This is a genomic window from Bacillus sp. FJAT-29937 (assembly GCF_001509555.1).
Lineage (GTDB): Bacteria > Bacillota > Bacilli > Bacillales > Cytobacillaceae > Cytobacillus.
Genome location: NZ_LMAS01000003.1, coordinates 271,790 through 284,357, shown reverse-complemented (window position 1 = coordinate 284,357; position 12,568 = coordinate 271,790). Strand labels below are relative to the sequence as shown.

General features: G+C 39.7%; 13 protein-coding genes and 1 other annotated feature (1 of these 14 only partly in view). Of the genes, 2 read left to right on the top strand and 11 right to left on the bottom strand.

Annotation, left to right across the window (positions count from 1 at the left end):
* Nucleotides 1-16 (bottom strand) — a binding site (T-box leader); it reaches 253 nt to the left of the window's first position.
* A gap of 209 nt (nt 17-225) precedes the next feature.
* Nucleotides 226-417 (top strand): hypothetical protein, encoded by a 192-nt coding sequence (locus tag AR328_RS07670; RefSeq protein WP_066292814.1) that lies wholly within the window; start codon nt 226-228, stop codon nt 415-417.
* Nucleotides 418-431: 14 nt separating this feature from the next.
* On the opposite strand, the gene ysxE is transcribed toward AR328_RS07670, so the two are convergent.
* The 8 genes from ysxE to hemA all read right to left on the bottom strand — a co-directional run bounded on the left by ysxE (nt 432) and on the right by hemA (nt 9,340).
* Nucleotides 432-1,493 (bottom strand): spore coat protein YsxE, encoded by a 1,062-nt coding sequence (gene ysxE / locus AR328_RS07665; protein WP_066292812.1) that lies wholly within the window; start codon nt 1,491-1,493, stop codon nt 432-434.
* 109 nt (nt 1,494-1,602) lie between these two features.
* Nucleotides 1,603-2,703, bottom strand: coding sequence for a stage VI sporulation protein D (spoVID, locus tag AR328_RS07660; protein ID WP_066292805.1), 1,101 nt, complete (start codon nt 2,701-2,703; stop codon nt 1,603-1,605).
* A 369-nt stretch (nt 2,704-3,072) separates the two neighbouring features.
* Complete coding sequence (gene hemL, locus AR328_RS07655; RefSeq protein WP_066292793.1) at nt 3,073-4,362, bottom strand: glutamate-1-semialdehyde 2,1-aminomutase; 1,290 nt, start codon at nt 4,360-4,362, stop codon at nt 3,073-3,075.
* 41 nt (nt 4,363-4,403) lie between these two features.
* Entirely contained in the window at nt 4,404-5,381 is a 978-nt protein-coding gene (gene hemB / locus AR328_RS07650) for a porphobilinogen synthase (RefSeq protein WP_066292775.1), read from the bottom strand.
* 25 nt (nt 5,382-5,406) lie between these two features.
* Nucleotides 5,407-6,204 (bottom strand): uroporphyrinogen-III synthase, encoded by a 798-nt coding sequence (locus AR328_RS07645; RefSeq protein WP_066292771.1) that lies wholly within the window; start codon nt 6,202-6,204, stop codon nt 5,407-5,409.
* Nucleotides 6,201-7,133: a hydroxymethylbilane synthase gene (hemC, locus tag AR328_RS07640; protein ID WP_066292766.1), complete on the bottom strand. Its 933-nt coding sequence runs from the start codon at nt 7,131-7,133 to the stop codon at nt 6,201-6,203. The genes AR328_RS07645 and hemC overlap by 4 nt, the downstream gene beginning before the upstream one ends.
* A 14-nt stretch (nt 7,134-7,147) precedes the next feature.
* The gene (locus AR328_RS07635; protein ID WP_066292763.1) at nt 7,148-7,981 is read right to left on the bottom strand and encodes a cytochrome c biogenesis protein; all 834 of its coding nucleotides are present in this window, start codon (nt 7,979-7,981) and stop codon (nt 7,148-7,150) included.
* Nucleotides 7,982-7,993: 12 nt separating this feature from the next.
* Nucleotides 7,994-9,340, bottom strand: coding sequence for a glutamyl-tRNA reductase (gene hemA / locus AR328_RS07630; protein WP_066292760.1), 1,347 nt, complete (start codon nt 9,338-9,340; stop codon nt 7,994-7,996).
* Between the two features lie 230 nt (nt 9,341-9,570).
* On the opposite strand from hemA, the gene AR328_RS07625 reads away from it, so the two are divergent.
* Nucleotides 9,571-10,056, top strand: coding sequence for a LiaI-LiaF-like domain-containing protein (locus AR328_RS07625; protein ID WP_066292757.1), 486 nt, complete (start codon nt 9,571-9,573; stop codon nt 10,054-10,056).
* 33 nt (nt 10,057-10,089) lie between these two features.
* Here the strand turns inward: AR328_RS07625 and AR328_RS07620 are convergent, their stop codons facing one another.
* From AR328_RS07620 to AR328_RS07610, 3 genes are all read right to left on the bottom strand, one after another.
* Nucleotides 10,090-10,827, bottom strand: a complete 738-nt coding sequence (locus AR328_RS07620) for an amino acid ABC transporter ATP-binding protein (RefSeq protein ID WP_066292754.1) — start codon at nt 10,825-10,827, stop codon at nt 10,090-10,092.
* A 15-nt stretch (nt 10,828-10,842) separates the two neighbouring features.
* Nucleotides 10,843-11,469 (bottom strand): amino acid ABC transporter permease, encoded by a 627-nt coding sequence (locus tag AR328_RS07615; protein WP_066294606.1) that lies wholly within the window; start codon nt 11,467-11,469, stop codon nt 10,843-10,845.
* Between the two features lie 210 nt (nt 11,470-11,679).
* The gene (locus AR328_RS07610) at nt 11,680-12,483 is read right to left on the bottom strand and encodes a transporter substrate-binding domain-containing protein (RefSeq protein WP_197414428.1); all 804 of its coding nucleotides are present in this window, start codon (nt 12,481-12,483) and stop codon (nt 11,680-11,682) included.
* Nucleotides 12,484-12,568 lie beyond the last annotated feature (85 nt).

Sequence of the window (12,568 nt, the reverse complement as noted above, 5' to 3'; positions counted from 1 at the left end):
CTATCTACGCTGTTCATTTATTAATATCAATATAGTACCTAATAAATAGGATTTACGTCAATCATTATTCCCTTTTTATCAATATATTATACAAATGGACGGGATTGGTGCCTTAAAGCATGATCGATTTTCTATTTAAGCCGTTCAGATAGTTCCAAATTTAAAGCACGATCATTGAGGATGACACATAATATGAAAGGAGAAAAGTTGGAAAGGGGCATGTAAATGAGAAGAAAGTATAATCCTTATACACTGCCGCCGTGGTTAAGAACAATTAGAGGGGCTTGCACCCAATTTATTATTCCATTTTGCTGCTTTCAAGGAATACGAGTCATTATTTTTCCAACTACGTTTGACGTATTATTCCTTGCTGTCTTAATACTAATTGCCGTTGCTTTCCGCATGGAGCTATTATAGGGCCCAAAATTTATTTAATTTTGGGCTCCTTCTTGTTTTGCTGCTGCCTCTGCCTGCGCTTTTGCTTCTTGCTTTTGCCTCTCGATCTCTTCCATCCTCATTAATACATATTCCGTATTTTTAATTTGCCAATATTGTCTTTGATAGTGCAGAAGAATCTTCCGCTCCTGATGGCTATAAGGATTTTTGTAATATTTCTCAGCTGCACGAATAACCGCACCTGGATGGGCAAAATAGCTTTGAAATAGGAGCAATTCATCCTCTTTTAAAGGGAAGTATTTCAAATACGTATAAATCCACTCAATACATTCCTCTGATCTTTTTGGATAGGTTTTTAACGTTCTTGACAAAAATGGAAGCAGGTCATGTAAGGGGGAACCTTGTTTAGCCCGTTCAAAGTTTGAGAAATACCCATAGCCCTTGTCATCATATAAAAAATGGTCTGTTGAGATTTTCCCATGAACGGTTACAATTCGGGCCTTTTCATGATCCTTCGTTTTTTCGTACCACTCTTTCAGCTTTCTAATAGAATAATCTAAAGCCTGCTGCATTTCGTTATAGGAAAGAACGAACATTAATTCAAAGGGGGACAAATAGTCTCTTTGTTCACAAGCTTCCATAAATCCTTCTAAAAACTCCTGTTCTTTTTCCCTTTCTAACAGTGTTTTTTCATAATGTTCGCTTCTGTCTTCTTTACTAATCTTTAATTCAGTTGCTGATAAAGTATGCAATCTTGCTAATTCACGAAAGAGCTGATGGTGGCGTTCATGGCTTAATTCTTTTGCTTCATTCATCATCCAGGGCATGAGGTAATAAAGTTCATTTTCATGTAATACAGCATACCTTCCATCCATTGTTGGAAAGACGGGCACGATGCGATTATAGCCCTTTTGATAAAGGCCTTGTATGTGCTTGACAAAATCTCCCCCGTCTTTAGGGTCAATTTTTTTCAAGGCAAAAACGCCTTTATTTGAATAGATTTTTTGGACCCTTCCCATTTCCTCAACAAAATGGGGTTCAATTGCATAATGCTTTAAAATTGGATATACGTTCTGTAATCGATTCTTCTCTTTCATAAGAATCACCTGCCTTTATAAAAAAGCGTTTACGCGGCTAGTGCTAGAGCTAGACAAATAGAAAAACTGAGCAGGTTGCTATTTTCCCTGCCCAGCTATGATTTAGAAATTATTTGTGGGCAACAGCAACTGGGATATAAAGGACTTGCCCCTCATATATATCCTGACTAATTTCTAAATGATTCACACTGAGTAGCCGCCCAACAGGAATTTCGTATCTTTCGGCAATGATATCGATCGTATCGCCAACCTGAACGATACAAACCTTTAGCCTTGCCACATCATCCTCTGTCTTCCGAGCAAAAAATTCAGTTAAAGACATGCTTTTCTTTTTCGATGGCTTTTTCTTCTTTTTATCTGCTTCTTGTTTTTTGGCAATATGATCAGAGGATTCGTCACTGCTTGATTCTTGCTCGATTTCTATTTCGACTGCCTGAACCGGACTTTTTTCTACATTTGGCATCGAATAGATTTCCTCGGCGGAAGGCGTTTTTTCTTCGCTTCTTTGTGCCGAGAAGGAGATCTCCGGCTGTATTTCAATCTTTTCCTCAACAGCCTCTTCCTCAACTTCTTCATTTCTCACTGCTTCTTCAGGCTGTTTTTTCGCTTCAGCCTCGAATGGAACATAAATCATATTGCTTTCCTGTTCTGCACTAGGTTCTCTATCCCCAGTTGATTCATCCTCTTCTTCTATATTCCAGTTTAATTCAGGCGTTGCCTCTTCCATATGATAAGCTGGCTCATTGTCTTCAGTTTCTGTCCTTTGTGGAGCATGCTGCTGTTCCCCGTACAAACCAGAAATAGTTAAATTCGCTGTTAACTTCATGCAGCTTCTTTCAGGAAAAACATAATCAAAAGACTCGACTAACACATCAATGTTATGGACACTTTCAATTCTATTTCTGGGTATCGTTATGTCTACCGGGAAGAAGTGAGTGAATTCACAAACCCCTTCTTCTCTTTCTTCTACAACTTGAATAAATTTCGGAGCGGTAAACGAATCATCAAATTCTATTTCTGCTGATTCATACCGTTTATATTCACCTGATAGCTCGAGTGCTCCTTGAATCGTTACATATTGATCATTTTCTTGAATAAGAATATCTGGGTCAAGTGATATTGAAATTAAATCAGATACTTCCTGTCCTCTTTGAAACCAGACAGATTCCTCTAAAGAAAATCGTAAAGACGATGGGTTTCCTTGAGACAAAGCGACTCCTCCTTTCATAACCGTTACGTTTAATCACTATGTCATTTACACTTTATGAGAATGACAATTTTTTTATGATTGAAATTATCACAGCTCGGCAAAAAACTTACATAAAAAATACATTCACTTGTTTTTAAATAAAAGGCTCTGTTAACATGATTGTTGATCTTCCGTTCCAGGCACTTCGCTTTCCGCGGGCGACCGCCGAGCCTCCTCGCCACTTCGTGTCTGCGGGGTCTCGCCTGTTTCGCTTCCTCCCGCAGGAGTCTTCGTGCCTTCCACTGCAATCAACAGTGGTCAAAATCAACATCATTCTTTAACATAGCCAAATAAAAAAACACCCATCTAATAAGATGAGTGTCAGTCAATTTAGCCTTTGAGCTTTGAAAAGGCATTTTCTGTTGCTTGGATTGTTTTTTCGATATCTTCATCACTATGTTCAGTGGATAGGAAGAGACCTTCGAATTGGGAAGGTGGAAGGAATATTCCCTGATTAGCCATTTCTCTGTAGTAGGTTGCAAAATAGTCAAGGTTTGAAGATTTGGCTTTGTCATAGTTGATGACATCTTCATTTGTAAAGAAGAAACCGATCATTGAGCCAGCACGGTTGAAAGTATGAGGGATTTCATATTTTTCTGCCGCGGCTTTTATGCCTGCCTCTAATAAATCCCCTTTACGCTGGAATTCTTTATAGGAATCTGGTGTCAATTGGCTTAATGTTTCATAGCCTGCCGTCATGGCTAATGGATTTCCAGACAATGTACCCGCTTGATAAATTGGGCCGCTTGGTGCAATTTGCTCCATAATCTCAGCCTTACCACCGTAGGCACCAACAGGAAGTCCCCCGCCGATTACTTTGCCTAAACAAGTGATATCTGGTGTAACATTGTAATAGCCTTGAGCACAATGATAGTCAACACGGAACCCAGTCATAACCTCGTCAAAGATTAGAAGGGCACCATATTGAGTCGTGATCTCTCTCAAGCCTTCTAGGAAGCCAGGAAGCGGCGGAACAACTCCCATATTCCCAGCAACAGGCTCGGCAATAATACAGGCAATATCTTCGCCAAACTGTTCAAAAGCATACTTAACACTTTCTAAATCATTATAAGGAACAGTAATGGTATTTTTGGCTACACTTTCTGGAACCCCTGGGCTATCTGGCAGTCCAAGTGTAGCAACTCCAGACCCTGCTTTAATAAGCAAGGAATCCCCATGTCCGTGATAGCAGCCTTCAAATTTCAAAATTTTATTTCGGCCAGTATAGCCGCGCGCAAGCCTTAACGCACTCATTGTTGCTTCTGTACCAGAAGAGACCATGCGGACGATTTCAATAGAAGGCACTCTCTCCTGAACAAGCTTGGCCAGATCATTTTCTTGAACAGTTGGTGCCCCGAAGCTTGTACCCATTTCGGCAACCTTCTTAATGGCTTCCACAACACGATCATTCGAATGTCCTAGAATTAGGGGGCCCCATGATAAAACATAGTCAATATATTCATTGCCATCGATATCATAAATTTTGGAACCCTTTCCTCTTTCCATGAAAATCGGGTCCATCTTTACTGATTTAAAGGCACGTACAGGTGAGTTAACCCCACCAGGCATCAATTTGCTTGCTTCTTTAAACGCCTGAACAGATTTTTCGTAAGAGCGCATTTAATCCCTCTTCTCGTTTTTATTGGAGTTGTTATTAACAATTACTGATTTCTCAACCATCTTGCCGCATCTTTAGCGTGGTAGGTAATAATTAAATCACAGCCGGCACGCTTCATTCCAACTAGCATTTCCATGACAATACGCTCTTCATCAATCCAGCCATTTTGTGAGGCTGCTTTCACCATGGAATATTCCCCGCTCACATTATAAATAACGACTGGAAGATTAATATTATTTTTCACATCACGGACGATATCAAGATAAGGCATTCCCGGCTTCACAATGATAAAGTCAGCGCCCTCCATTAAATCGGATTCTGCTTCACGCAAAGCTTCCATGCGGTTCGCCGGATCCATTTGGTAGGCTTTACGATCGCCAAACTGTGGTGTACTGTCAGCCGCATCACGGAATGGGCCATAGAATGCTGAAGCATATTTAACTGCATAAGACATAATCGGCACATTTTCAAAGCCAGCTTCATCCAAGCCTGCACGAATCGCAGCGACAAATCCATCCATCATATTGGATGGAGCAATAATATCTGCGCCTGCTTTCGCCTGGCTGACAGCGGTTTGCACTAATAAATCAAGTGAAGCGTCATTTAATACTTGTCCGTTCTCAATCACACCGCAATGCCCATGACTTGTGTACTCACATAGACAAGTATCGGCAATCACAATGACATCAGGGAACTTATCTTTAATAAATCTAGTCGCTTCTTGAACAATTCCATGATCATGAAAAGCTTGGTTGCCACATTCGTCTTTTTCAATCGGAATCCCAAAAAGGAGAACAGATTTAATCCCTAATGAAACAACCTCATTCATTTCTTCTTCAAGATGATCTAAAGATAAATTATAAATTCCAGGCATAGAGGAAATTTCTCTTTTAATATTCTGTCCTTCAGCAATAAAAATCGGATAAATTAAGTCGTCTGTACTTAAATGGTTCTCACGGACTAAAGCTCTCATATTTGGACTTTGGCGAAGTCTTCTATGTCTCGTAAATTGGATATCCATTAGGCTCACTCCTCTAAATGAAAAATTACTTTTTCATATTTACATATTCAATAATACTTTCTAGCATATGATCAGTTGTATAGATGGCCGGCTCACAGTGAACATTTAGTCCGTAGGATATAATTCTATCCTTTGTAATTGGGCCAATACAGCTAATTATACTATTTTCCAGCCGATGATAAAGCTCGTTTTCCTTCATCACTCTCATAAAATGATCAACAGTTGAGGGACTTGTAAAAGCAAGGATATCAATTATTCCTTCCGTATATGCCTCAGCTAATTTCGTTCTGCTTTCATCAGGAAAGAAAGTATCATACATGATAATCTCGTCCACATTTGCGCCTTTTTCCGTTATGGCGGTATAAATAATATTTCTAGCCAGTTTTCCTTTAGGGATTAAAATATTCATACCTGCCTTCACATGCGGCAAGAAATCCTTAACAAACCCTTCCGCTACATACTCTCTTGGAATAAAATCCACCTTTATTCCTGCGTCCAGCAGGCAGGCTTCTGTTTTTTTTCCAATGGCTGCGATTTTGGGCAGCTCCATTCTTTCAGGAGAGTCGATAAAGGAAAGAAAGGTTTCAACCGTGACATTGCTCGTAAAAATAATCCAGTCATACGTATGTAACTGATGAATAATCTTCGTAATCTCATCTGTAATTTCTACTGGCTTAAAGGCGATGAGAGGAATTTCAACAGGAATTCCCCCATATCCTTTAATTAAATTTGAAAAGGTTTTCGCTTGCTCCTTCCCTCTAGGAACGAGGACTGACATTCCCTTAAGAGGAAGGGCCCCTACGCCCTCGCCTCCACCGGTCATTCCTGGTCCAGCTCCTCTTTCACCTGATCGATTAATTCTTTAGCTCCCTGCTTAATTAAGAGATTAGCCGCTTCCACTCCGACCTCTTCTGGGTCTAAGCCTTTCACTTGTTCTGAGTAGATCACTTTACCATCAGGAGAGCCAACCAGGCAGGTAAGCACAATTTCTTCTCCATTAAGCTCCGCAAAGCCAGCGATCGGCACTTGGCAGCCTCCCTCCATTTTGTGAAGGAATGCTCTCTCTGCGCGAACAGTTGCTTCTGTTTCCTTGCATGTAAATTTATCTAATAAACCGCGCAGTTCTTCATCATCACTGCGGCATTCAATAGAAAGAGCCCCTTGCCCAATAGCAGGCAAGCAAATATCTGGGTCTAATAATTCTGTCACGACATCACTTGCCCAGCCTAACCGCTTTAATCCAGCAGCTGCTAATAGAATCGCATCATACTCTTCAGTTTCAAGCTTAGCTAATCTTGTATCTACATTTCCTCTAATCCATTTAATTTCTAAGTCTGGTCGGCGAGCTAATAGCTGCGCTCCTCTGCGTAAGCTGCTCGTACCAATAACAGCACCAGGTTTGAGGTCTGCGAAACGAACATGGTCTTTTGATATTAGTGCATCCCGATGATCTTCTCTAGCGGGAATACATCCGATTATTAACCCTTCAGGCAGAACTGCCGGCATATCCTTCATACTGTGGACAGCCATATCAATTTCTTTATCCAGCATGGCCTGCTCGATTTCCTTCACAAATAAACCCTTACCGCCAACCTTCGAAAGTGTCACATCTAATATGCGGTCGCCTTTCGTGACAATTTCCTTCACTTCGAATTCAAAGGATGGGTCAATCTCCTTCAATTGATCGATTACCCAATTTGTTTGTGTTAATGCAAGTTTACTTCTGCGTGAACCTACGATAATTTTTCTCATGACAGCCTCCTAATTTACGAATACCAGAAATGGAAAGATGATAATGAACCGAATAGAAAAAAGTTAATTAAGACAATTAGAAAGGATGCAATATTCCATAATGCTAATTGGTTCCCGACAAGCCCTTTGCCTACTTTTAAATACAGATAAATGCTGTATGCAGCGATAACGACAAAAGAACCGACCACTTTAGAATCGTACCAAATCATATCTGGCACCTTAATATAGGCCCACTGAACGCCTAAGATTAAGCTAATCATCAACATGGGAACACCAATCACATTTAATACATATGAGGTTTTATCCAGCTTCGATAAATCCGCAACCCTTAATAGCCTTGGGCCCCATTTCTTTCTTTTCAACAGGTCATACTGAATTAAATATAATACGGAAAATACAAAAGACAAGGAAAATGCCCCATATGACAAAATCGCAACTGTAATGTGTATTAACAGCAACTCAGAAATGAGCTTTTGAGCCATCACATTTGATTCATACTGCACAGGGGCAAATGTATGAATGGCCATAATGATAAAACCAATGACATTTGTAAAAAAGACAATAAAATCTACCCTAAGAAAACGGTTTAACGCTAATGACAAAGTAATGAGCACCCAGGCATAAAAATATAATCCTTCAAAAATCGTCAATACAGGAAATCTTCCTGTTTTCATCATGTACAAAAAGAGAAAGACAGTTTGCAAAAGCCATACAAATGCAAGTAACCAGAAGGCAATACGGTTTGCCTTCCGGTTATGATGTAGGAAATCAATAAAGTATAGTAAGACACTTAAGGCATACAGAACGACAGTAGCTTCATGCAGCCGTGTCATATATATATCGATCATATTCTAGTACTCCTACGATTGAAAGGAAGCCTGTGACATATGAGCGATAGAATTTTGTGATTCGGCTTGCTGTGCTATTTTCCGCTCGGAAACAAGTTCTTCGATATTAAAAATTTTCATAAATAATTCTAATGCCTTATCAGCTTCCTTGCCCCCAGCCATTTCCTTCGCCTGTAAAATAGGATCTTTTAACAGCTGGTTAATGATGCTCTTTGTATGTTTATTTAGTACCTTTTTATCGCGTTCACTTAAATTTGGCATCTTTCTTTCAATACTTTCCATTGTTTCAGCCTGAATCGCTAATGCCTTTTCCCTTAATGCAGAGATAACTGGAACGACGCCTAGCAAATTCAGCCATTGTTTAAATTCAACAATTTCCTGCTCAATCATAAGCTGAATTGTTTCTGCCGCCTTCTTACGCTCCTGCAGGTTTGCTTCAACAATTCCTTCAAGATCATCTATATCATATAAGAAGACAGTATCTAATTCAGCGAGGGCAGGGTCCAAGTCACGGGGCACAGCGATGTCTACCATGAATAAAGGCTTTCCTTTACGCATTTTTTCAACGCCAGTCATCATTTCCTTCGTGACAACAAACTCTTTTGCACCAGTGGAACTAATTAGAATGTCTGCCTCAACTAGAGAGCACTGAAGTTCTTGAAGCGTTTTCGCCTTGCCAGCGTATCGTCCGGCTAAATCCTGCGCTTTTTCAAAAGTACGATTGATAACGGTTACCTTACTTGCACCGTTTGCATGGAGGTTTTGGATCGCAAGCTCGCCCATTTTCCCGGCTCCCAAAATCAGTACATGCTTATTCTCTAATGAACCAAATATCTTTTTTGCCAGTTCTACTGCTGCATAGCTAACTGAAACGGCATTGGCGCCAATTTCTGTTTCAGAATGAGCACGTTTTGCTACCGTAACTGCTTGTTTAAATAAATGGTTAAACACCGTTCCAATCGTATGATCTTCCTGGGCCATCAGAAAGCTTGTACGTACCTGTCCCAAAATTTGGGTCTCTCCTAGAATCATGGAATTCAGTCCACAGGAGACATTAAATAAATGCTCAATAGCCCCTTCATGCTCATAAAAAAACAAATAAGGAGAAAATTCTTCCTTCTCTATGTTAAACCACTCTGATAAAAATTCCTTAATATAGTAACGGCCTGTATGAAGCTGATCAACAACCGCATAGATTTCAGTCCGGTTGCAAGTAGACAGAATAACATTCTCAAGGATGCTTTTTTTATCTTTTAACGTTTTCATAGCATCTGTTAATTGAGAAGGGTTAAACGTCAATCTCTCCCGAATTTCTACAGGGGCTGTTTTATAATTTAGACCAACAACAACTATATGCATTTAGAATGGACCCCCCAAAGGATTTACACAATAATATCTTAATTGTAGCACTTATTTCCCGTTAATTTATGCGAAAATGTGAACAGATCTTGAACTCATATGGTAAAATATTCATTGAAATTGATCGTACACAAATCATGTTTATATGTTTTTTCGACAAAATACTCCCATATGTACAGTATCAAAAATTGCCTATAGATTCAAGTGAACCTTATTGAAAGGGTGTAAATATGAAAAATCAGAGAGTTTTCCCTGGTATTATCCTAATTGGCTTTGGAGCATACTTCTTTCTTCAACAATCAAATATCAAGATTTTTCAGCCCTTTTTTACATGGCCTAGCCTTTTAATCATCGTTGGGATCGCATTTTTATTTCAAGGCTACGGAGCGAAGGATTATCATGCCATCTTACCAGGTGTCATCCTGACGGGGTTTGGCTTGCATTTCCATGTTGTGAATCGTCTTGAAATATGGCCGGATCATATCGGAACATTTATTTTAATCATTGCTTTAGGCTTTTTACTTCAGCACCAAAAAACTAGAACCGGGTTATTTCAAGGAATCTTATTTTTAATTCTTGCTTCCTTGCTCCTATTTTACGACCGGATTATTGTATGGTTTGGTTTATTGGAAAACGGGGTTTCAACCGCCTGGAAGTTTTGGCCAGCCATCTTTATTCTTGCGGGTATTTACTTTCTGTTTTTTAAAAAGAAATAAGAGGACAAGGTTATTATTCCCTGTCCTCCGTGTTTATAATACCGAATCTAAGAAGTGTTTTGTACGGGTTTCCTTTGGATTAGAGAATAAGTCCTTCGGATGTCCAACTTCGACAATACGGCCTTCATGCATATAGACGACCCAATCAGCAACCTCCCTGGCAAAGCCCATTTCGTGTGTGACGACAACCATTGTCATTCCCTCTTCAGCCAGCTCCTTCATTGTAGCAAGCACCTCGCCAACAAGCTCGGGATCTAAAGCAGATGTAGGCTCATCAAACAGCATGATTTCAGGTTTCATCGCTAATGCCCTTGCTATGGCTACCCGCTGTTTTTGTCCGCCAGACAGCTTGGATGGGTACACATTTTCCTTATCTGAGAGACCTACTTTTTTCAATAATGCTTTTCCTTCGGCTAAAGCTTGCTCTTTAGATATCTTTTTCACATAAATGGGAGCTTCAATCACGTTTTCGAGTACCGTCCTATGAGGGAATAAATTAAAATGCTGAAATACCATCCCAACTCGTGCCCGAACCTTATTAAGATCATGGGTTTCCTTTTCAATTTGCTCCCCGTTAATTATGACTAGCCCACTATCCTTTAATTCCAAATAATTGATGCATCGAAGAAGTGTGCTTTTCCCTGAGCCGCTCGCGCCTATTAAACAAACCACTTCACTCTGCCAAACCGTCATATTAATATCCTTTAATACGTGCAAATCCCCAAAGGATTTATTTAGCATGTCAACTTTTATCATGACCGTACCGCTCATATGATAACTCCTTTCTTAATCGCTGCTAGCCATTCTTTTTTCGATTATCCTGACAATAATGGAGAAGAATAGAACTAATACTAAATAGTAAACCGCTACAATGAGCAAGTAGCTCATATAGTCGTATTTAATTGAGCCTTGAGTAGTCGCTACATTAAACAGCTCGTACATTCCGATAAAAGATGCAAGCGAGGAATCCTTTAGGGCAATGATAAATTGATTTCCAAGGGGCGGCAGCGCCCTGCGAATAGCTTGTGGGAGAATTATCCTCCTCATCGCTAAGGAAACTGTCATACCAAGAGAACGCCCTGCCTCCATCTGACCATGATCGACTGACTGGATCGCCCCTCGGAAAATTTCAGCAATATACGCACCGTTATGAAAGGCTAGTCCAAGAACAACAGCCCAGAAGTCTGGCATATTGATAGAGGTTAAACCAAAGTAGAAAATAAAGATTTGCACAACGAGCGGTGTTCCCCGTACGAGAAAAATATATGCATCTGCTACTAACTCTAATACCTTCACCTTCGAAATCTTTAAAAAGGCAAAAAAGAGGCCAATAAATATAGCGATAAAAATGGAAATAATCGTGAGTTGGAATGTAAGGACCATTCCTTTTAAGAAAATGGGGTATGTGTCCATAAATTTTGTAAATAAATCCACAGGCTTTCCTCCTTTACTTTTATTAATAGCTTTTGTTACTGAATATTGTTGGCGATCAAACCGCCTTATGCACACCTGCTCTCTACGTTATTCGTCCCGAATAAAACCCGTTCGCATGCATGCATAAGGCTAATTCTCAACTATAGTCTTATTAATAAATAGAGGATGACTAAGTCATCCTCTATTTGCTTATTCCTTCTCAGGGTCTTTCGTAATATCTTCGCCGATGTATTTTTTACTGATTTCCGTCAATGTTCCGTTCTCATGTAATTTCTCAAGCGCTTCATTAATTTTTTTCAAAAGCCCCTCGTTTTCTTTCGCAACAGCTATTGCTTGTTCACTTTTTCCCAGCAATTCTTTACCAACAATATTCATTCCAGCGCCAATTGCCTCTTTACCCGTAATAAAATCAGTGATGACTGCATCATGCTTTCCTTTACTTAATGCTTCAAGCGCCACGACATCGCTATCGTAAAATTTAATATTATCTGTTACAGGCTGTGCGACATCTGCATAAGTAGTTCCTTTAGCGACAGCAATTTCTAATCCTTTTAAATCATCAATTGTTTCAACCTTGCTGTCAGGACGGACATAGATTTGCGGTCCAGAATAGTAGTATGGAATCGAGAAATTTACCGCTTCTAACCGTTCTTCCGTGATTGTATGACTAGCAACAGCTGCATCAAAGCGGCCTGATTTAACCCCTTCCACGATGCCTCCGAACTTAAACTTTTTCTGAACTGGCTCCAGCCCAAGTTCTTTTGCTATAGCTTCTCCTACCTCAATGTCAAAACCGGTCATCGTCCCATCTGCATTCGTCACACTAAATGGGTTAAATTCACCTGACGATGCATAAATAAACTTACCTTTCTCGACAAGCTTAAAGCCCTCATTCGATGCTTCCTTTGACCCACAGGCAGCAAGAACAATAATAGAAATGAATAAAAGTAATCCCTTTCCAAGATGCTTCACTATTAGAAATTCCCCTTTCATCTTCTCTCAAATTTTTTCTAATTACCTAAACATATGATAAGAATTCTTCTAAGATTCATATTTTCTGCTAAATGTTTTCGTGATT

What these genes read in the sequence shown, in the direction of transcription:
- AR328_RS07615 (WP_066294606.1), bottom strand. Translation starts at nt 11,469, where the DNA reads ATGGACACATACCCCATTTTCTTAAAAGGAATGGTCCTTACATTCCAA.
- hemA (WP_066292760.1), bottom strand. Translation starts at nt 9,340, where the DNA reads ATGCATATAGTTGTTGTTGGTCTAAATTATAAAACAGCCCCTGTAGAA.
- AR328_RS07610 (WP_197414428.1), bottom strand. Translation starts at nt 12,483, where the DNA reads ATGAAAGGGGAATTTCTAATAGTGAAGCATCTTGGAAAGGGATTACTT.
- hemC (WP_066292766.1), bottom strand. Translation starts at nt 7,133, where the DNA reads ATGAGAAAAATTATCGTAGGTTCACGCAGAAGTAAACTTGCATTAACA.
- AR328_RS07635 (WP_066292763.1), bottom strand. Translation starts at nt 7,981, where the DNA reads ATGATCGATATATATATGACACGGCTGCATGAAGCTACTGTCGTTCTG.
- AR328_RS07625 (WP_066292757.1), top strand. Translation starts at nt 9,571, where the DNA reads ATGAAAAATCAGAGAGTTTTCCCTGGTATTATCCTAATTGGCTTTGGA.
- AR328_RS07645 (WP_066292771.1), bottom strand. Translation starts at nt 6,204, where the DNA reads ATGACCGGTGGAGGCGAGGGCGTAGGGGCCCTTCCTCTTAAGGGAATG.
- hemL (WP_066292793.1), bottom strand. Translation starts at nt 4,362, where the DNA reads ATGCGCTCTTACGAAAAATCTGTTCAGGCGTTTAAAGAAGCAAGCAAA.
- AR328_RS07670 (WP_066292814.1), top strand. Translation starts at nt 226, where the DNA reads ATGAGAAGAAAGTATAATCCTTATACACTGCCGCCGTGGTTAAGAACA.
- ysxE (WP_066292812.1), bottom strand. Translation starts at nt 1,493, where the DNA reads ATGAAAGAGAAGAATCGATTACAGAACGTATATCCAATTTTAAAGCAT.
- AR328_RS07620 (WP_066292754.1), bottom strand. Translation starts at nt 10,827, where the DNA reads ATGAGCGGTACGGTCATGATAAAAGTTGACATGCTAAATAAATCCTTT.
- hemB (WP_066292775.1), bottom strand. Translation starts at nt 5,381, where the DNA reads ATGGATATCCAATTTACGAGACATAGAAGACTTCGCCAAAGTCCAAAT.